Source organism: Halogeometricum sp. CBA1124, from assembly GCF_009741955.1.
GTDB lineage: Archaea > Halobacteriota > Halobacteria > Halobacteriales > Haloferacaceae > Halogeometricum > Halogeometricum rufum.
The window spans coordinates 1-18,042 of sequence record NZ_WPCD01000050.1 but is presented as its reverse complement, the minus strand read 5'-3'; the positions used below and the strand labels follow the sequence as shown (position 1 = coordinate 18,042).

The following is an 18,042-nucleotide window of genomic DNA, read 5'->3' as shown; positions in this document are numbered from 1 at the left end:
GCGCCGACACCGTCGCCGGGCCGAGGAGCGCCGTCGCCACGACCAGACAGGCGGCGGCGACTGCCCACGCCGCGACGCGTCGGTCCGGTGAGTCCGGCGGCCCGTCGCTCGGCTCACTCGTCATCGAAGACCTCCAGCCGGTACTTCCGCGCCGGATTCGTGTCGGTCAGCATGTCGAGCAGTTCGCTCTCCCCCCCGCGGTCCACCTTCTCGCGTTCCCGTTCGATGGTGTCGAGGGCGTCGTGGACCCCCTCGCCGAACAGTTCCTCGAGGTAGGTTCGGGGGATGCGGTCCACGTCCACCGTCTCGCCGTCCTCGGAGTGCTGCGGCGGCGCGAACGGCGGAATGTAGTAGACGTTCGGTTGCGTGCGGTACTCGGGGTGAAGCGGCAGGGCGACTTCGTACTCCTCGACGAGTTTGTGGATGGGTCCCTGCTCGTCGTCGAGGAACCCGACGAGTCGCAACTGCGGCGGACAGTCCTCCGCGCAGGCGGGCGCGAACGTCTCGCCCTCGGGGCCCTCACCCTCGATGCGCGGGTAGCAGAAGATGCACTTCTCGGACGTCTTCTTCGTCGCGTTGTAGTACACCTTCTTGTACGGACAGCCCTCGACGCAGTAGCGGTAGCCGCGACAGCGCTCCTGGTCGATGAGGACGATACCGTCCTCCTCGCGCTTGTAGATGGCCTTCCGCGGGCACGCCTCGACGCAGGAGGGGTGCGTGCAGTGGTTGCAGATTCGCGGGAGGTAGAAGTAGTAGGAGTTGGGGTACTCGCCCGCCCCCTGGTCCTCGTCCCAGTTCGGCCCCCACTCGGGGTCGCTCTGCGGCCGGAGTGGGCTGTCGCTGCCGTCGTACATCACCTCCTCGTGGTTGAACTCCCACGCGTCGCCGTAGTCCTCCTGCGACGGTATCTGTCCGGGTCGGCGTTCGCTGTGTTCGTCCGACTGCCATCCGCCGCCGGAGTTCTCCCAGTCGCGCGGGTAGCCCTCGCCGGGTTTCGTCTCGACGTTGTTCCAGTACATGTAGTCGCGGCCGCCGCCCTCCGTCCACAGCGACTTGCACGCGACCGTACACGTCTGGCAGCCGATACACTTGTTCAGGTCCATCACCATCGCCACCTGGTGGTCCACGCCGTCGGCGAGGGGAACCGTCTCGCCGTCGGTCTGCGCAGGCGGTCCGTCGTCGGTACTCATCCGCCGTCACCTCCCGGCTTCCGCACGTCCACACGGACGTCGCTGTTGACCCCCGTCGGTCCCCAGTAGTTGGGGAAGAAGTACAGGTGTTCGCCGGTGTCTTCGGGGTACTGCACCAACTGCGTCGGTTTCATGTACATCGGGACGAGCGAGTTGAAGTTCGTGTCGTCGGGGAACTGGAACCGCTCCCACGCGAAGAACATCCGGGCGGTGCCGCGCTGGCTGCTCGGATAGAGTTTCGCCTGCAGTTCGACCGACGCGAGGTCGTTGAACACCTCGACGGTGTCGCCGTCCTCGATGCCCCGTTCCTCCGCGTCCTGCGGGTGGAGGTAGACGACCGGTTCGCCGCGTTGCAGGCGGAGCATCTTCTCGCTGTCGCGCCACGTCGAGTGGATGGACCACCGGCCGTGCGGCGTGTTGTACTCCATCGGGTAGTCGCCGCCCGTGTTCGTCGGCCCCTCCTTGTGCGTGGGTAACTGCTCGCCGAGTTCGAGGAACCAGTCGTGGTCGATGTAGTACTGCTGGCGGCCCGTCACCGTCGGCCACGGGTTCTTGTCCTGCACGAAGTCCTTCCACGGCGCGTACGCCTCCCCCTCCTCGATGTCGGAGGTCCAGTGGTCGCCCGCTTCGAGCAGTCGTTGCGGCTGTTCGACGGTGTCGGCGAACGTTATCTGCTCGTCTGTGCCCTCGGGGTTCGACTCCGCGGAGTGTTCGAGGATATACTCGCAGGCCGCGCGGTCCTCGGCGAGTGCCCCCTCCTCGCCGGAGGCCCAGTCGCGGACGTAGTCGTCGTGAATCGACTGGAGGTCTATCTCGCGGTCGAACGTCCGGTCGGGGACGGGGTCGACGCCGCGTTCGGTGGCGACTTCCTGAATCTTCGCGGCGAGTTCGCGGAATATCTGCCAGTCCGTCTTCGACTCGCCCAGCGGTTCCACCGCGGGCGTGAACGGGTGGACGTACGTGTGCATGTCCGTCATCGACAGGTCGTGCTTCTCGTAGTGACTCGCCGTCGGCAGCACGATGTCGGAGTACATCGCCGTCGAGTCCATGCGGAAGTTCACGTCCACCACGAGGTCGAGTTTCGGCCACAACTCCTCCTCGACGGCGACGTTGCCCTTCGCCTGGTTGAAGTAGTTCCCCCGCCAGACGAACATCGTCGTCGGGTCGGGGCGGGACCCGTCCTCGCGTTCGGCGGGGTAGACGGGCATCCACCCCTCGTCGATGGCCTCGCGTATCTTCGCGGCGGTGTCGGGGTCGGTGTTGTCGAGGATGCCGGCGTGGTAGTACGTCCACAGCGTCGTCGGCACGCCGCGGACGCTTCCCGTCGGGAACGAGAGCGTCTTCCACCCGTGGAACGTCCAAATCTTCTCCTGGCCGACGTAGTGGTCGAGGCCGGTCCCCTGCCGACCGAGGTTGCCCGTCAGCGTGACGAGCAGTTGGATGGCGCGGTTGCCGAGGTCGTTGTGATACCAGTCGTTGACCCCCTTGCCGTGGATTATCTTCGCGCGGTCGACGTCGGCGAACTCGCGGGCGACTCGCTGGTACGTCTCCCGGCCGACGCCCGTCGTCTCGTGGACCGTCTCGGGGTCGTACTGCGAGAGTTCCTCGCGGAGTTCGTTCCACACCGTCCGGACCTGCACCGGACCGTCCGTCGTCCGCACCGTCGTCTCCGCGTCGAGTCGCGGGTCGAAGTCGAGTTCGATGGACTTCGAGTAGTCCTTCTGGCCGTCGCGTTCGCCCAGCGACCCGGGCGCCTCGCGGAGGGTCCCCTCGGCGTCGAGCATCAGGAGCATCCACTCGGGACGGTCGGCGTCCGTGCTGACGGCGGGAACGTCGCTCGCGCGGAGGAACTTGCCCGTGTCCTCGCGGACGAGGAGGGGCACGTCCGTCTGCTCCTTCAGGTGCGCCTCGTCGTACAGTTCCTCGCGAACGATGGTCTGCGCCATCCCGAGAGCGAGGGCCGTGTCGGTGCCGGGGTCGGGACTCAGCCACTCGTCGGTGTGGATGGCCGTCTGCGAGTAGTCGGTGAACACGCCGACGCGTTTCGTCCCGTCGTAGCCCGCTTCGAGGAAGTACTTCGCGTCGGGGATGCGCGTGACGTTGATGTTCGACCCCCACGCGATGATGTAGTCGGCGTTGTACCAGTCGGCGCTCTCGGCGTTGTCCGTCTGCGTGCCCCACGTGATGGGTTGGCCCGGCGGCAGGTCGGAGTACCAGTCGTAGAAGGAGTGGCTGACCCCGCCAAGGAGGTTGACGAGGCGCGACCCGCCGGCGAACGAGACGGGACTCATCGCCGGAATCGGCGTGAAGCCGCTGATGGCGTCGTACCGGCCCGCCTGCACCTCCTCGACCACGTGTTCGGCTATCTCGGTGAGCGCGTCGTCCCACGAGATGCGCTGCCACTTCCCCTCGCCGCGTTCGCCGACGCGCTTGAGGGGGTGTTTGATGCGCTGTTCGGCGTTGACGTAGTCGGTGTAGCAGGCCCCCTTCTGGCACCCGCGCGGGTTCGGGTCCGGCACGGACTCGTCGAAGCGGGGGTAGTCGCCGGCCTGTTCCTCGCGCCACACCTGTCCGTTCTTCACGTAGACGTTCCACGAGCAACTGCCCGTGCAGTTGACGCTGTGCGTCGACCGGGCGACCGAGTCCCAGTCCCACTGCTCGCGGTAGAGGTCCTCCCAGTCGCGATAGGGGTAGTCGCCGATGGGGTCGTCCACCGGTCGGAGGCCGTCCATCGCGAACAGCGAGTCGTCCGACGCCGACGCGGACCCGACGCCGAGGACGGAGGCGAGGCCCACGCCCTTCAGGAACCCGCGGCGGGAGACGGGGACGTCGGTGCCCGCCGGGTCGCCGACGGCGGGGCCGTCCGCGGCCCCGTCGGTCGGTCGCCGGTCGTCGTCCATCCGCTGGCCGCCGTCCGTCCGGCGTTCCTCGTCGGACCGGCGTCTCTCGTCGGGCCGCCGGTCGGCGCAGGGTCGGTCACGGTCCGCTCCGCGCTCGTCCGCTCGTTCGTCGCTCGATGCGTCGGTCGTCTGCTCGGTGTGTGAGGGGTCGTCTCGGTTCATTCGGCTCTCCGTACGAAGACCGTCGTCAGTGCCAGTACCGCGCCGACCGCGCCGAGTGCGACTCCCGCGACGGTGTCGCCCCCCGTCTGCAGACCGAGGGCGACGAGTCCGACGCCGAGGAGTTTGCTCGCGCGGTCGAGGTGCCGATACGTCCGCGCCGACAGTTCGAGGCCGCCGGGCGACGCCTCGTCTGCGACGCCGTCATCGACCCCCCACCTCCGAGGAGTCGGCGGCGTCGTCCGCAGTCGCGTCGCTCGATTCCCCGCTCGCGTCGTCGTCTCGCAGGAGGCGGTACGTCAGCAGTCCCGACGCGGCCGGGACGACCAACAGCGCGACGGTGAGAATCGGGTTCACGACGCCGGTGCCGACGTTCAGCGCCCGCGCCAGCAGGTTGTTCATCCCCGCGATGGAGGCGATCATGATGAACTGAATCGCCGCGACGCCGACGGCCGTCTGCCACGGTCGGTCCAGCGGGTCCGCGGTGAAGTGGACCTGTCGCTCGTGGTAGTCCACGAACGGCCAGACGGCGACGGCGCCGAACACCAGCGTCGGGAGCAACACGCCGCCGACGAACTCCGTCGAGACGTGGACGCCGACGACGGGTATCGTGAAGCTCATCCACGACGGGAGGAGCTTCAGGAAGCCGTACACCCACATCAGGAACCAGTCCGGCATGATGAGTTCCGGCGTCCCCGCGGGGTCGTTCGGCCCGTACTCCGCGATGTTGTGGACCGGGAAGAACCCGCCCAGCGTCGCCAGCGTCGCCAATGTCAGGAAGAACACGACCGCGCTGACGGCCGCCTGATTCGGGAATGCCGGGAGGCCGACGACGACGCTGTCGTCCTCGCGCGCGACGGCCGCCTCGGTGCCGCCGTCGCTCGCGGCGGCAGTCTCCCGCGCGTCGTGCGGCGGCGACGGTCCGCGAACGTCGTCGTCTCGGGGGGCCTCGGTGTGCTTCTGTCTGACGAGAATCGCCATGTGTATCGCCAGCAGGACGGCGATGGCCGCCGGGATGACGAGCACGTGGAGGAAGTACAGTCGCGGGATGGTCGCGCTGGAGGGGAACTCCCCGCCGAACACCACCTTCCCGACGACGCCGCCGACGACTGGGACGGAGGTGGCGAGATTGTAGCCGATGCCCGTCGCCGTCGCGGCGAACTCGTCGAACGGGAGCGCGTACCCCGTGTACGCCGCGCCCATCGCCAACCCGGCGAGGCCGGTGCCGACGACCCAGTTCGGTTCGCGCGGGTTGCGGTACGCCCCGGTGAAGAACACGCGGAGCATGTGCAAGCCGATGGAGGCGACGAACAGGTGCGCCGCCCAGTGGTGCATCCGCCGGATGAACATCCCGAACGGGATGTCGTAGGTGATGTGCAGGACGCTGGCGAACGCCTCGGGCACCTCCTCGCCCTGGAACGCCGCGACGCTGCCCTCGTACTCCACGTCGCTGGTCGAGGGCTCGAAGAACATCCCGAGGAACATCCCCGTCAGGACGAGGACGAGGAAGCAGAACAGCGCCACCTCGCCGAGCAGGAACGAGTCCTCGGCGGGGAACGCCTTCCCGAGGAACGTCCGTCCGGTGTCGAGGTCGAATCGGCTGTCCAGCCAGTCGTACGTCCGCCGCCCGGCGTCGCCCGCCCGTTCGGCGAGTCGGTCCGTGCGGGACATCACTCACCACCCGCCCCGACGGGGCCCTCGAAGTCGCCCGTGGCGACGAGGTAGCCGTCGTTCGAGAGCGTGATGGGTAACTGCGGGAGGGCACGCGGCGGCGGGCCGCCGACGACTTTCGCCCCCGCGGTGGGGTCGAACTTCCCGAAGTGACACGGGCAGACGAGCGTCTCGCCCTCCTCGTTCGACACCATACAGCCCGCGTGCGTGCAGACTTTCGAGTACGCGGCGTAGCCGGCGACGGTGAACTCCAGTTTCGTGTCGCCGCCGTAGGCGTCCTCGGGGTGTCTGACGAGCAACGTCGGCGCTCGCTCGATGCCGGGACGGGGTTCGGGGAACACCGTCGTTCGCTCGCCCTCGGCGAGTGCGGACTCGGTGACGCGTTCGCCCTCGCCGTCCACGAGGTAGATGCCGTCGGAGTAGACGGGGCCCGTGTACGACCGCTCGACACCCGCGTCAGGCCTGCCAGCGGGGCGGCGAGACTCGCCACGGCCGTCAGGCCGCCGACGGTGGCGAGCACTTTCGCGTAGTCGCGGCGCGCCACCGCCCGGTCGTCCGTGAAGATGCTCGGGTGGTGTGGGTCGCCGCCGTCCGGGCAGTCCGAACAGCAGTCCTCGCACGCCCTCGCGTCGTCTCCGCCGTGACCGCCGGTCATCGGTGGCCCCTCCGTTCGGCGACTTCGACGTGCGGGAGGAACCACGCGTAGTACGCGACGGTCAACAGCGCCAGCGAGACGAACATGCCCGTCGCGTAGACGCCGAAGTACTGGGTCCGCGCGAGCGTGAGGTACTCGCCGGTGAACAGTGCGGCGAAGACGATGGCGAGGATGGTCAGCCCGCCCATCGCCAAGATGCCCTCCGCGGCGTCCGAGGCGTCGTGGTACTGGACGACCCACCGGTCGTCGGTCCGGAACCAGGGCAAGCCGACCCGTCCGCCGTCCGCGACGGCGGCGTCGCTCGGGTCGTCCGGTCGCACCGCGGAGTCCATGAACCGATGGACTGCGGCGAGGACGGCGAGCAAACCGAACAGGGCGACCCAGACGATGACCCCGACCTGACTGGGCGCGAGTTTGTTCGGCGTGTCGACGAGTTCCTGAAGCGGCCGCATCTCGGTCACGCTCTGGTCTATCTCCACCTCCTCGCTCGGCGGTTCGCCGTGAAGCGCGACGAACCACATCGGCAGGAGGACGGCCACGACGAGGAGGACGACGACGGCCGTCTCACGCCGCACGGCGTCTCACCTCGCCACGGACACCGCCCGACTCACCGCCGTTCGTCCGACCCGGCGAACGCCGCCGGTCCGGACACAGACTGTTGTGAGAGTTCACTACTCTACGTAGAACACGCTGTCCGACGGGTGTAACCGGCCAACCATAGGATGGGGGGGGATTTATCCGTGGTCGGCCGAGGCCGTGCAGTCCGCAGAACGGTACGAGGGTGGACACGTTCGCGAACGTCGGACGGTCAGGCGAACATGTACGGGAAAATGCAAAGCCAGTTCGGAATACTAGCCCGTAGTATGACGGCCCGAGGAGTACACGCGGAGGTGGAAATCGTCAGCTGTTCCGCCTGTCGAATCGGGAACATGGCGGACAGGGAGACGGATATATCGGAGATATCGCGCTCGACGATACCCGCGGACGACACCGTCACGGTGGACTTCCGCGCGGACGCTGACGCCGAGTTCGAGGACGCAGACGAGGTGTTCCGGTACGGTGACACCGCCGTCTACCGGTTCGAGTGCGAAGCGGGCACGACGCCGGCCTGTCCGTGCGAGTTCGTCGAGTGCAGGGGCTGTCCGGTCCAGTCCTTCCGGACCACCGACGGCGCCGTCGTCCTCCTGTTCGTCGCTCGGGACGTCGACCACCTCCGGGGGATAGTACTCGACCTCAGAGAGCAGTTCCCGGACGTGTCGCTGCGTCGTCTCACCCGTTCGCGTGACCCCGACGGGAGCGACGACCTGGTCCTCCTCGACCGGGAGTCGCTCACCGCCCGACAGCGCGAAGTGCTCACGACGGCCCACCGGATGGGCTACTTCGCCCACCCGAAAGACGCCAACGCGACCGAAGTCGCGGGCGCCCTCGACATCAATCGCTCGACGTTCGCCGAACACCTCTCGGCCGCGCAGTCGAAACTACTGGACAGCATCCTCGAAGCCTGAGGCCGCGGCCCGGACGCGAGCGGTCCGGTCGCGGCGGGCACTTGAGTTCCCACACCATGCGGGGTCGAGAGCCTTGGACGACGACGCGAAATCTCTCGATATCGGTGAGGGAACGTGGCGAAACAGTTCGTCTTCGACTGTCCGGAGTGCGACAGCGTCGTCGCCGTCGGCGGCGAGATTCGAGCCGAGATACTGGAACACGGCTGCGTTCTCTGCGAGGCGCCCGCGAGCGTCGGCGACTTCTGCCGGCCGTCGGAGACGGACGCGTAAGAGACTGGCCGCGCGACGGACGGGTCAGTCTGCGCCGACGCCGGCCGGCGCACTCGTCCGTTCCTCCTCGCGGAGGTAACACTGCGGGTCGGGCGCGAAGACGTCGTCGTGGGCGGCGAGAGCGCGGAGGCGCGACGCCCCGCGGCAGACGTCTCGATAGCGACACTCGGCGCACCGACCGGTCAGCCGGTCGGGTCGCTCTCGCAACGCCCGGAGCAGCGGGTTCGTCTCGTCGTCCCAGATGGCACCGAACGACCGGTCGCGGACGTTGCCGAGGCTGTATCCCTGCCAGAACTGCGTGAGGTGGACGTTGCCCTGATAGTCCACGTCGGCCACGCGTTCGCCCGTCGGGTCGCCGCCGTTGCGCCGGAGGTAGTCGTACACCCGTTCGGCAGTCGCCTCCCCGAGGTTGCGACGCGCGTACTCGAGAGGTAGGCGGCGTCGGCGTAGTTCCCGACGAGCAACGTCTCGATTTCCGCGCCGCGTTCGTGGTACTCGCGCGTGAGGTCGCACACGCGCGTCACCGCCTCGCGTTTCGCCGCGGGCGAGAGGTCCGCGTCGGCGATACCCGCGCCGCGGCCGCCGTAGTCGAGGTGGTAGAAGCAGAAGCGGTCGACGCCCTCGTCGTGCAGTAACTCGACCACGCCGGGCAGGTCCTCCGCGTTCGACTCGGTGATAGTGTAGCGGAGCCCTGTCTTGAGGCCCGCGTCGAGGCAGGCCCTGATTCCGCGCACCGCGGCGTCGAACGCCCCTTCGGCGCCGCGGAACGCGTCGTTTCGCTCGGGGAGGCCGTCGACGGAGACGCCGGCGTACCGGAGGCCCGCCTCGCGCAACCGCCGCGCCTTCTCGGGCGTGATGAGCGTTCCGTTCGTCGAGAGGACGGGCCGAATCCCCAGGTCGTCGGCGTGGGAGACGAGTTCCAGCAGGTCGTCGCGGACCAGCGGTTCCCCGCCGGAGAAGAGGACGACCGGCACGCCGTAGTCGGCGAGGTCCGCCAGCAGTCGTTTGCCCTCCGCGGTGCTGAGTTCGCCGGGGGCGTTCTCCGTGTCGGCCCCGGCGTAACAGTGCGAGCAGTAGAGGTTGCACCGCTTCGTCACGTTCCACACGACGACCGGACGGCGCTGTTTCTCCTCGGTTATCTGCGGCTTCGAGGACTCCGACGCCGCGTCGTACCGGAGGCCGTCGCCCTCGGCGTCGAGTTCGCACAGGAGTTTGCTGACCGATATCATAGCTCGTGGGTTCGCTCCTCGTCTCCGGTGCCGAGCGTCACCGCCTCGGCGTCGTCGTCGAGGTCGTGCGTCGAGTAGCGGCGGACGGCGTCGGCGGGACAGAGCCAGAGGTCGTCGGCGTACCACGCGAACAGTTTCGTCGCCTGTTCGTGAGCGACGTCCGCCGACGGCGCGGACACGCTCCCCACGTGACGGAGTGGGTCGTCGTCGTCCCCGCGGACGAACACTTCCCACTCTCGTCCGCCGGTGTCGTCGGCACCCCGAGGCGTGTCACCGACTCGGTGACGGTCCGGTTTCTCGACCATGTGGGTGAACGGAAGCGCCGCCCTACCACGATTCCCCCGATGATGTTCGGCGGATTGCACTCGGCCCCAGCTTTCAAGAGCACACGGGCCCAATTCCCCGGGCTCTGTCCGCGCCGACGGAGTCGAAGCAGTCAGTCGGCCGCGGTCGGCGCGAGGACGACGAGCGCGGTACTGGGCTCGGTCGCCCGGGGCGAAATCGCTCGGTCGCCGTCGAACCGCGCCACGTCGCCGGATTCGAGCGCGTGCGTCTCGTCGTCGAGGTCCAGTTCGAGCGCGCCGTCGAGGACGGCGAGGACGACGCTCCGGCCGGGGTGTCGGTGCGAATCGACGCGTTCGCCCGCGGCGAGCGAGAGGCGGACCGTCTTCGGTTCCGAGCCGGGGAAGACGTTCGCGTGCGGCGTCGCGTCGAGGTCCGAAAGGCGGGTTATCTCGGTCATGGCAGTTCGTACTCGGAGCGTTCCGCCGAGACGGGCTGAACGTTCCCCCGAACGTCTTCGGGCGGTCGTCGTCGACCGTCGCCGTGATAGGACTGGAGCGCCAACGTGCCGAACATGGCTCAGGCACCGACGGCCGACTGGGGAATCACCGTCGTCGGCGAGCGTCAGCACACGGTGCGCGCCGACGACGTGACCGAAGCGACGCTGACGACCGGTCGGGTGCGCGTGTCGTGCGCCTCGGGCGACCGATACGACGCGACGTGGCGCGGCGTCGGCGTGGGTGACCTCCTCGACGGCGCGTCGCCCCCGGCGGAGACGACGCACCTCGTCTCGAGAGCGACTCGGGCTACGCGGCCTGCGTCCCCGTCGGCGACGCCATCGGCGGACTGGTCGCCGTCGAACGCGACGGCGAAGCGCTCGCGGAGGACGAGTCGTACGCGACGCGGTTCGTCGCGCCGGGCGTCGACGGCGCGCGGTTCGTGAAGGGCGTCGAGCGGATTCGGGCGCTCTCGCTCCCGCCCGAGGCCGACCCGACGGAGTACGAGAATCTCGACCTCGACAGTCCGGAGTACGAGAAGACCGACGCGTGACCCGGCGGTGTCGGCTGCCCGCTCTCGCGAACGAGATTCGGACGCCACGTGAACCCATGAGCGCTTGCTTCGGTCGACCCTCGGAGCGGAGAGCGGTTCGGGTCGACCGGGGGATGGGGTTGTCCGGGTCGAATCGGGGCGCGAAGGGGCCGGGGAGAGGACGCTGCGTCCCCGGCTCAGCGGCCGTCCCCCGGCCGCCTCGCGTTCGGCGTCGGGACGTGACCGAACCGCGCGGCGGTCGGACGCCGCGAACGACTCGCCGCACGACGTGCAGACGAACTCGTCCGGCGGTCGGCGCGGCGCGGTCGGTCCGTCGCCCATCCGGTCGTCGAGAGGGTTCGATTCGTCAGGCGGACGTATCTCCTCGCACACGAGGAACGAGTCGCCGAGTTCGAGTAGTTCGGCCGTCCGAGCCACCGCCTCGTACTCGTCCACCAGCCCGCGCTCTCTGAGTTCGGACCCGCACCCCGGACAGGGCGTCTCGACCCGCGACAGGTCGGCCGGCGACCGAACGACTCGGCCGACGACAGCGTACTTCGCCCCCGTCCGCAGGTCGTACAACTCGTCCGAGTGCGCGTCGGGCAACACCACCCGTCGAAGCGTCCCGTCGTCGGTTCCGACCGAGATGCGACTGACCAGACTGCCGTCGGACCGGAGCGGAAACTGCGTGACGAACACCCCCGTGAACGCCTCCAGCCCACCCTCCGCGCTACGACCGCCGTCGGTCGTCTCGCGCGCCTCGGAATCGCCGACCGGCGCGGACCCGTGCGACGAATGGCACCGATGATTCATTTCGTATATCTAGAACGAATCGGTGAGTGATAAGTGTGCGCATCCTAACATCTCGTTGTCACTATCTCCCAGCGTTCCGCGGCGGGCCGCAAACCGGCTGACCGACTCCTGTGCGCACGGGAGAACGGCCCGGGCCGAACCGCCCGTCGAGCGGCAAGTTCGTGTCGCCAGCGGTGTGCAGGAGGCAACCGGGCGTTGCGACGGCGACCGGAGCTTCGTCGACTCGTGTTATCGATTTCGGTAATCGGAGGCGTGGACTATTACGTAGCGAGTCCTCTGTTCGAAACGCATGAAATTGGGGTCTCATCTCGAATGAACGGTGCAACCGTCGTGTGCGCCGATTCGGATACCGAAGCGCGAACAGAGACGGCGGCCGCGTTATCAGATGCGGGACTGGACACCGTCGAGTCGGCGTCCGTCGCAGACGTGAGAGACGAACTCGGAGACGGCGTGGACTGCGTCGTGACGGAGTACGACCTATCGGACGGCACCGGGATGGACGTGGTCCGCGCGGTCCGCGACTCGACGCCGGACGTGCCGTGCGTGCTCTACACCGACGAGCGTCCGTCGTCGTTCGACACCTCGCAGGTCGAGGGGATGATCGTCGAGTACTTCCGCAAGAGCGCACCGGACGCCAGGAGCGACTGGGTGACCTCGTCAGCGACATGATAACCCAGCGTGCGCAGGTCAGCTACATCCTCCCCGACGACGAAGAGGAACGATTGGCCGCCCTCGAACAGTACGACATCGAGGAGTTCGAACTCCGAGCGTCGTTCGAGCGCATCTCCGAACTCGTCGCCTCCCACTTCGGATGGGAAGCCGCGTTCGTCGGTACCATCGACCAGAACGAGGAGAACTTCCTCGCCTGCCACGGTATCGAACTCGGCGAGTCCGCGGACCGGCAGGACACCATCTGCACGCACGCAATTCTCGAAGAACAGGTCACGGTCATCGAGGACATCCTCGCGGACCACCGGTTCGTGGAGAACGAGATGCTCGACAGCGTCGGCATCCGCGCGTACGCGGGCGCGAACATCGATACGCCCGACGGCCACACCATCGGGTCGCTGTGCCTCATCGACTACGAGCCGAACACGATGAGCGAACAGGAACGGCGCGAGTTCGCCCTGTTCGCCGACGAGGTGGCGGAACAACTCGAACTTCGCCGCGAGATTCTGGACGGTGACAACTGATGTCGGCGGAACCGATCGCTTTCGGCGACGACGTGCCGTTGAACCCCGTCGCACCGGGGACGAACCTCCTCGTCTCCGGGCCCGAGAGCGCCGGACTGCAGTCGCTCGTCCACCGACTCATCGCTCCGCGAGGCGACGACGAGGGACTGGTGAGCATCGCCACGGACAGCGGCGACGAGTTCCTCCGCGAGCAACGCCGCCACGGCGGCGCGTACGACGACGAGACCACCGGCGTCGTCGGCTGTGAGTCGAGTCGTGGGTCGAAGGAACTCGTCCGGTCCGTCGACGGCGCCACCGACCTCTCCACCATCTCGATGGAGTTCTCCGCCCTCGCGGACGACGTGGGGTACCGCACGGACCGCCTCCGGTCCGGGCTGTACGCCGTGTCGCCGCTCTGCGCCTCTGCGTCCGACATGCGTGACGTCTACCGGTTCCTGAACAACATCGTCTCGCGGAACCGACGCGCGGACGGCGTGTTCGTCTGCGGCATCGACCCGGACGCCGACGTGGGTGAGTTCGGCTCCGGCAACAACATCACGAAAGGCATCTCGATGGTGTTCCAGGGGCACGTCGAACTCCGGGACGGCCCGACGGGTCCGGAGGTGCGCGTCACCGGGTTGGACGACCAACCCGACGGCTGGCAGTCGCTCGACTGAGACGCCGCCCGGCGCGTCTCGGCAGCACCGCGCGTGGAAAAGCAACGCAAATATACTGACAGGTCGTAGGGCGGGAACGACTGTGAACGACGCACCCATCCGCAGACGTCGATTTCTCGGCGGCATCGCGGCACCGTCGTCGGTGGACCACTGCTCGCCGGTTGTACGGGCGACGGCGGCGCACAGACGGCCGAACCGGCCACCGACTCGCCGACGACGACGGCCGCCGGTCGGACCGAACCGAACGACCGGACGTTCGACGGCTGGCTGAACGGCGTGGCCGGCGCGGACACGCTGACGGACCTGACCGGCGAGTCCGCGGTGCGCGTCCGCGTCGGCGCGGAGGGTAACGGCGGCTACCTAGCGTTCGCTCCCGCCGTCCTCCGCGTCTCGCCCGGGACGACAGTGACGTGGGAGTGGACTGGTCGGGGCGGGGCGCACAACGTCGTGGCCGAAGACGGCTCGTTCCAGAGCCAACTGACGGGTTCGGAGGGGACGACGTTCTCTCACGCGTTCGAGAGCGAGGGGACGTACAAGTACGTCTGCACCCCGCACCGGTCGATGGGGATGAAGGGCGTCGTCGTCGTCGAGTGACTCGGACGGGCGGCGGGAACCGGAGCGCTGTCGCTCGTGTCGACTCCGTTCTGATTCGACTGACGCCGCCGACCGGTCGGACGACTGGTCGGCCGTCGGACCGTCCGGGGAGGAGAGTCGATACCGATTACGACCGGTCGGCCGTCGCAGTTACCTGCTCGTCGGGAGCCGATGCTTCGACGGCCGGTTCACCGACGTAGACGTCGTGTCGGTATCGGCAGTTTTGACAGAAGTACTGTGCGTAGCCGGCGGACTGAGTGCCGCTGAACAGCATCTCGTCGCCGCAGTCGGGGCACCACTCGCGGTGCACACCTTGCGGGCGTCGATGGCCATGTGCGACCGTTCCCCACACGCGAAGTTTAATCTATCGGCTACGTTCTGACAGATATTTACGATGATTGCAGACGTATTTAATTGCTATAGTGGAATTCGGTCGGATATTATCTCATACCGCACGGCCCACTCGCCGCCCGAGGCCGGGGCACGTCGACGAAGCGGTCACCGATTGCCGGCGTCGTCCGTCAGACGGCCCAGAGCAGACAGTATCTATTTCGATAATTTCAAGAGAAGTATTATGTTCTCCGAGGAGTCACGTCGATGTGAAGTCATCGCCTCCCCGGAGTCGGCCGGGGCGAGGGCCCGGGGGCGCGACCGGAGGAGACCACTCATGACAGAAACGACAACTTCGAACGGAGCGGGCGGGACCACGGGAACGACACGCGTACGCGAACGGACGACCATCGAAATCGCGTCCCTCGTCGCGGACGCGAAGGGATGCGAACCGTGGGAACTGGAACCGCTGTCGCAGGTGACCGACCCGGACGCCATCGAGGAGTTGTTGAACGGCGACCGCGAGGTGGCGTTCGAAATCGCCTTCGACTACGAGGGCGGGCGCGTGACGGTCACCTCGGACGGCGACGTGGCGTACGAGGTACCCGCGTAGGGAGCGGAGTCGCCGGTTACGGCTTGACGAGGACTTTCACCGCCTCTCGTTCGTGCATCGCGCGGTAGCCCTCGGGCACGCCCTCGAGGTCCACCGTCTCCGTGAACACGGGCGAGGGGTCGAGCGTCCCCTGTAGCACGTCGGCCATCAGTTCCTCCGCGTAGGCGCGCACCGGAGCGACGCCGCCGCGGAGCGAGATGTTGTCGCCGAAGAAGTCGAACACGTCGAGGCCGCCCTCCATCCCGTGCGGGACGCCGACGTAACCGACGGTGCCGCCGGGACGGCAGACGCCCGTCGCCGTCTCCATCGCCGAGGCGGCGCCGACGCACTCCAGCACGTGGTTCACGCCGCCGTGCGTCATCTCGTTCACGCGTTCTATCGCCTCGTCGCCGCGCGCCGTCACGAGGTCCGTCGCGCCGAACCGTTCCGCGATGTCGAGTCGGCCCTCGTGGTGGCCGATGGCGACGATGCGCTCCGCACCGAGTCGCCGCGCCGCGAGGACGCCGCAGAGGCCGACGGCACCGTCGCCGACGACGGCGCAGGTCGAACCGGCTTCGACGCCGGCGCTGACGGCGGCGTGGTGGCCCGTTCCCATCACTCGGTCAGCGGCATCAACGCCTCCAGCGTGTCCTCGTCGTCCGCGTGTCGGTCGGGGACGCGGACGAGCGTTCCGTCGGCGTGGGGACAGCGGACGTACTCGCCCTGTCCGCCGCCGTTCTCGCCACCCCACGAGTCGCCGTTGACGCAGGAGGTGTGGAGCCCCTTCCGACAGAACTCGCAGTAGCCGCAACTGATGGTGAACGGCGCGAACACCCGGTCGCCGGGTTCGACGGACCGAACGTCGTCGCCGACTTCCTCGACGATGCCCATCGGTTCGTGACCGACGCGAGAGCCCTCCTCGCGGTCGCTCTCGCCGCGGTAGAACCAGAGGTCGGAGCCGCAGACGGCGGTGTGCGTCACGCGGACGAGCGTTCCGTCGGTGAGGCGAGTTCGGGGTCGGGCACGGACTCGACGCGGATGTCTTCGGGACCGTAGTAGACTGCTGCGCGCATAGTCCAGGTGGATGCGACGGGCGGAAAAAGGTTCTCGACGGCGGAGACCGCTTCGCACGGCCGACGGGACGTCGTTGGCCGTCCGCGCTCAGAGCGCCGACTCGACGAACTGTTCGACGATGAGGTCCTCCGCCGTCCGCAGACGGTACTGGACGGTCGAACGCGGCACGTCCAGCACCGACGCCAACTCGGCGACGGTCACGTCACGAGGACGGTCGTAGTACCCGTGTTCGACGGCCGCTTCGAGCACCTCCCAGTGGGCCGGCGACAACTGCGCGGCGGCGCGCGAGTCCACGTCCCAGTTGCCGGCCCGCGAGAGGTGGGAGACTTCGAGTTCGAGGCCGTCGCGGAGGTTCGACTCGATGTCGTCGTACAGGTCGCCGATGGCCCGTTCCCCGGGGTAGAGGATGCGCCACCGGTACTCCCCCCGCGTCCGGCGAGACTCGAAGACGACGCCGTCGCCGAGGTGGTCGGTGACGTGGTGCGGGATGGAGTGACAGCGGTGTACCTCCCGCCGGTCGGTGTACACCGTCCGCGAGTTCGCCTTCCGGTCGAGGACGTGGTACGTGCGCGTCGTATCGCAGTTCACGACGTCGAAGCACTCGTTGCAGCGCCGTTCGTCCAGGAACACGTCGTCGAACGCGTCGAGGGCCTCGCGTTCGCCCTTCACGTGGTCGATGCGCCACATCCGGTCGTCCGTGGTGAAACACGTCGAGGAACGGGCCGACAGCGACGGATACTCGGAGAAGACGTCCATCAGGTCGTCGGCCCCCGGTTCGAAGGTGACGGTGAACTCGAACTCTCGCATCTACGCGACGGTCGAAGTCCATTCACTTTAGCGTATACTAATCGGCTCGGCAGAACTGCGGTGAAGCCGCGGTAAGACGTTTGGAGTCGCTTCACGAGAGTTGGCATCTGCTAACGACAGGTCGATATACGAGGGCCCAAAACGACGACTGTGAGTCAGAGGACACCCCGTTCGGAGACGCCGCACCGTCACGGAACCGTCGTTTCTCCGCAATCTCGGGAGGCGCGCACATGAACGGCGACGTGACGCGATACGAGAGCGACCATCTCAAGGCGACGGCGGGGTACGGCGTCAGGAAGCGGAATATCCAACTCGTCTTCTTCGACGGGAAGTTCCCGCGGCGGGCGCACGCGGACGGATTGACAGTCGGGGAGCAGACCGTCGACGCCCTCGAACGCGTCGAAACCGCCGTCGTTCGGGCGGGCGTGGAGATGGACGACGTGCTTCGAACGACCGTATACACCACCGACGCGGACCGCGTCGACGACATCGAGGCGGCGTACGAGCGCTACTTCGAGGAGCGCCGACCGGCGATGACCGTCGTCGGCGTCGCGGACCTGCCGGGCGACGCCGCCGTGCAGATAGAGGCGACGGCCGTCGAACGGTAAGAGTTCTTACTATTCGAGCACCGACACTCGTCGGGCACGAGAAGCTTAGAGGGCCGTATCTCAATCACCCTATCGGGCGAACATATAACTGAGTTCACACCTATCTCCGGTATGGCTGATTCAGCCACCCCCGAAGACCGAATCGACGAGACGACGACGTGGCCGGACCTGGCGATCGGTCTGTACGACCGTCTGACCGGCCGCGGGGCGGAGATAGTGTACGACTTCGAAGAGATGGAGGTGGACGTCCCGAGCGGGACGGGCGAAGACGCCGAGCACGCCCACTGGCGACTCGACGGGACCGTCCGCATCACGACCCGAGAGCGTGAGTGACAGCGAGACGGAGGCTCGGGCGCCGCTGACGGTCCAGACCGACCTGACGCTCAGCGTCGACGGCCGCCCCGTCGACGTCAGTTCGACGGGCGAGCGACTGTTCGTGGAGTTCCCGTCGCTCTCGGCCGCGGTGCGTGCGTTCGCTCGGTCGC

General features: G+C 67.7%; 17 protein-coding genes and 4 pseudogenes. 10 read left to right on the top strand and 11 right to left on the bottom strand.

Annotation, left to right across the window (positions count from 1 at the left end):
* Window positions 1-113 precede the first annotated feature (113 nt).
* The 5 genes and pseudogenes from GJ632_RS08815 to GJ632_RS08795 all read right to left on the bottom strand — a co-directional run bounded on the left by GJ632_RS08815 (window position 114) and on the right by GJ632_RS08795 (window position 7,150).
* Window positions 114-1,190, bottom strand: a complete 1,077-nt coding sequence (locus tag GJ632_RS08815; RefSeq protein ID WP_089810180.1) for a 4Fe-4S dicluster domain-containing protein — start codon at window positions 1,188-1,190, stop codon at window positions 114-116.
* Window positions 1,187-4,090, bottom strand: coding sequence for a molybdopterin-dependent oxidoreductase (locus tag GJ632_RS08810; protein ID WP_197427952.1), 2,904 nt, complete (start codon window positions 4,088-4,090; stop codon window positions 1,187-1,189). The genes GJ632_RS08815 and GJ632_RS08810 overlap by 4 nt, the downstream gene beginning before the upstream one ends.
* A gap of 363 nt (window positions 4,091-4,453) precedes the next feature.
* Window positions 4,454-5,920 carry a cytochrome bc complex cytochrome b subunit gene (locus GJ632_RS08805; RefSeq protein WP_191452713.1) on the bottom strand — a complete coding sequence of 489 codons (1,467 nt, stop codon included), beginning with the start codon at window positions 5,918-5,920 and terminating at the stop codon, window positions 4,454-4,456.
* Window positions 5,920-6,575: pseudogene (locus tag GJ632_RS08800) on the bottom strand (ubiquinol-cytochrome c reductase iron-sulfur subunit). The gene GJ632_RS08805 and the pseudogene GJ632_RS08800 overlap by 1 nt, the downstream one beginning before the upstream one ends.
* Entirely contained in the window at window positions 6,572-7,150 is a 579-nt protein-coding gene (locus tag GJ632_RS08795) for a hypothetical protein (RefSeq protein ID WP_089810190.1), read from the bottom strand. The pseudogene GJ632_RS08800 and the gene GJ632_RS08795 overlap by 4 nt, the downstream one beginning before the upstream one ends.
* Window positions 7,151-7,504: 354 nt before the next feature.
* On the opposite strand from GJ632_RS08795, the gene GJ632_RS08790 reads away from it, so the two are divergent.
* Both GJ632_RS08790 and GJ632_RS08785 read left to right on the top strand, forming a co-directional pair.
* A complete protein-coding gene (locus GJ632_RS08790; RefSeq protein WP_231751425.1) occupies window positions 7,505-8,080 on the top strand; it encodes a helix-turn-helix domain-containing protein in 576 nt (191 codons plus the stop codon).
* A 114-nt stretch (window positions 8,081-8,194) separates the two neighbouring features.
* Window positions 8,195-8,350: a hypothetical protein gene (locus GJ632_RS08785; RefSeq protein ID WP_191452711.1), complete on the top strand. Its 156-nt coding sequence runs from the start codon at window positions 8,195-8,197 to the stop codon at window positions 8,348-8,350.
* Window positions 8,351-8,374: 24 nt separating this feature from the next.
* Here GJ632_RS08785 and GJ632_RS08780 read toward each other — a convergent pair.
* From GJ632_RS08780 to GJ632_RS08770, 3 genes and pseudogenes are all read right to left on the bottom strand, one after another.
* A pseudogene (locus GJ632_RS08780) lies at window positions 8,375-9,579 on the bottom strand (TIGR04347 family pseudo-SAM/SPASM protein).
* Entirely contained in the window at window positions 9,576-9,884 is a 309-nt protein-coding gene (locus GJ632_RS08775; protein ID WP_089810197.1) for an Htur_1727 family rSAM-partnered candidate RiPP, read from the bottom strand. The pseudogene GJ632_RS08780 and the gene GJ632_RS08775 overlap by 4 nt, the downstream one beginning before the upstream one ends.
* Window positions 9,885-10,015: 131 nt before the next feature.
* A complete protein-coding gene (locus tag GJ632_RS08770; protein ID WP_089810199.1) occupies window positions 10,016-10,321 on the bottom strand; it encodes a cupin domain-containing protein in 306 nt (101 codons plus the stop codon).
* A gap of 362 nt (window positions 10,322-10,683) precedes the next feature.
* Between GJ632_RS08770 and GJ632_RS23345 the strand changes: the two are divergent.
* The 5 genes and pseudogenes from GJ632_RS23345 to GJ632_RS08745 all read left to right on the top strand — a co-directional run.
* Window positions 10,684-10,911: pseudogene (locus tag GJ632_RS23345) on the top strand (sulfite oxidase-like oxidoreductase); the annotation flags it as partial.
* Window positions 10,912-12,015: 1,104 nt separating this feature from the next.
* Window positions 12,016-12,372 carry a response regulator gene (locus GJ632_RS08760; RefSeq protein ID WP_191452710.1) on the top strand — a complete coding sequence of 119 codons (357 nt, stop codon included), beginning with the start codon at window positions 12,016-12,018 and terminating at the stop codon, window positions 12,370-12,372.
* On the top strand, window positions 12,369-12,896 hold the full coding sequence (locus GJ632_RS08755) for a GAF domain-containing protein (RefSeq protein WP_191452709.1): 528 nt from the start codon (window positions 12,369-12,371) through the stop codon (window positions 12,894-12,896). Before GJ632_RS08760 ends, GJ632_RS08755 begins: the two co-directional genes overlap by 4 nt.
* A complete protein-coding gene (locus GJ632_RS08750; RefSeq protein ID WP_191452708.1) occupies window positions 12,896-13,552 on the top strand; it encodes a hypothetical protein in 657 nt (218 codons plus the stop codon). Before GJ632_RS08755 ends, GJ632_RS08750 begins: the two co-directional genes overlap by 1 nt.
* Before the next feature lie 276 nt (window positions 13,553-13,828).
* Window positions 13,829-14,146 (top strand): halocyanin domain-containing protein, encoded by a 318-nt coding sequence (locus tag GJ632_RS08745; RefSeq protein ID WP_394351791.1) that lies wholly within the window; start codon window positions 13,829-13,831, stop codon window positions 14,144-14,146.
* Between the two features lie 127 nt (window positions 14,147-14,273).
* On the opposite strand, the gene GJ632_RS08740 is transcribed toward GJ632_RS08745, so the two are convergent.
* Complete coding sequence (locus GJ632_RS08740; RefSeq protein WP_191452706.1) at window positions 14,274-14,456, bottom strand: HVO_2142 family zinc finger protein; 183 nt, start codon at window positions 14,454-14,456, stop codon at window positions 14,274-14,276.
* A 357-nt stretch (window positions 14,457-14,813) separates the two neighbouring features.
* Here GJ632_RS08740 and GJ632_RS08735 point away from each other — a divergent pair, with 357 nt between their 5' ends.
* Window positions 14,814-15,089, top strand: a complete 276-nt coding sequence (locus tag GJ632_RS08735) for a HalOD1 output domain-containing protein (protein ID WP_089810212.1) — start codon at window positions 14,814-14,816, stop codon at window positions 15,087-15,089.
* A 16-nt stretch (window positions 15,090-15,105) separates the two neighbouring features.
* Here GJ632_RS08735 and GJ632_RS08730 read toward each other — a convergent pair.
* Both GJ632_RS08730 and GJ632_RS08725 read right to left on the bottom strand, forming a co-directional pair.
* Window positions 15,106-16,141 (bottom strand): annotated as a pseudogene (locus GJ632_RS08730) (zinc-dependent alcohol dehydrogenase family protein).
* A gap of 88 nt (window positions 16,142-16,229) precedes the next feature.
* The gene (locus GJ632_RS08725) at window positions 16,230-16,949 is read right to left on the bottom strand and encodes a helix-turn-helix domain-containing protein (protein ID WP_191452705.1); all 720 of its coding nucleotides are present in this window, start codon (window positions 16,947-16,949) and stop codon (window positions 16,230-16,232) included.
* A 230-nt stretch (window positions 16,950-17,179) separates the two neighbouring features.
* Here GJ632_RS08725 and GJ632_RS08720 point away from each other — a divergent pair, with 230 nt between their 5' ends.
* Window positions 17,180-17,557 (top strand): RidA family protein, encoded by a 378-nt coding sequence (locus GJ632_RS08720; protein WP_089810218.1) that lies wholly within the window; start codon window positions 17,180-17,182, stop codon window positions 17,555-17,557.
* Window positions 17,558-17,668: 111 nt separating this feature from the next.
* Window positions 17,669-17,890, top strand: a complete 222-nt coding sequence (locus GJ632_RS08715; protein ID WP_191452704.1) for a hypothetical protein — start codon at window positions 17,669-17,671, stop codon at window positions 17,888-17,890.
* Window positions 17,891-18,042: the final 152 nt, after the last annotated feature.

What these genes read in the sequence shown, in the direction of transcription:
- GJ632_RS08815 (WP_089810180.1), bottom strand. Translation starts at nt 1,190, where the DNA reads ATGAGTACCGACGACGGACCGCCTGCGCAGACCGACGGCGAGACGGTT.
- GJ632_RS08810 (WP_197427952.1), bottom strand. Translation starts at nt 4,090, where the DNA reads ATGGACGACGACCGGCGACCGACCGACGGGGCCGCGGACGGCCCCGCC.
- GJ632_RS08805 (WP_191452713.1), bottom strand. Translation starts at nt 5,920, where the DNA reads ATGTCCCGCACGGACCGACTCGCCGAACGGGCGGGCGACGCCGGGCGG.
- GJ632_RS08790 (WP_231751425.1), top strand. Translation starts at nt 7,505, where the DNA reads ATGGCGGACAGGGAGACGGATATATCGGAGATATCGCGCTCGACGATA.
- GJ632_RS08775 (WP_089810197.1), bottom strand. Translation starts at nt 9,884, where the DNA reads ATGGTCGAGAAACCGGACCGTCACCGAGTCGGTGACACGCCTCGGGGT.
- GJ632_RS08770 (WP_089810199.1), bottom strand. Translation starts at nt 10,321, where the DNA reads ATGACCGAGATAACCCGCCTTTCGGACCTCGACGCGACGCCGCACGCG.
- GJ632_RS08760 (WP_191452710.1), top strand. Translation starts at nt 12,016, where the DNA reads ATGAACGGTGCAACCGTCGTGTGCGCCGATTCGGATACCGAAGCGCGA.
- GJ632_RS08755 (WP_191452709.1), top strand. Translation starts at nt 12,369, where the DNA reads ATGATAACCCAGCGTGCGCAGGTCAGCTACATCCTCCCCGACGACGAA.
- GJ632_RS08750 (WP_191452708.1), top strand. Translation starts at nt 12,896, where the DNA reads ATGTCGGCGGAACCGATCGCTTTCGGCGACGACGTGCCGTTGAACCCC.
- GJ632_RS08735 (WP_089810212.1), top strand. Translation starts at nt 14,814, where the DNA reads ATGACAGAAACGACAACTTCGAACGGAGCGGGCGGGACCACGGGAACG.
- GJ632_RS08725 (WP_191452705.1), bottom strand. Translation starts at nt 16,949, where the DNA reads ATGCGAGAGTTCGAGTTCACCGTCACCTTCGAACCGGGGGCCGACGAC.
- GJ632_RS08720 (WP_089810218.1), top strand. Translation starts at nt 17,180, where the DNA reads ATGAACGGCGACGTGACGCGATACGAGAGCGACCATCTCAAGGCGACG.
- GJ632_RS08715 (WP_191452704.1), top strand. Translation starts at nt 17,669, where the DNA reads ATGGCTGATTCAGCCACCCCCGAAGACCGAATCGACGAGACGACGACG.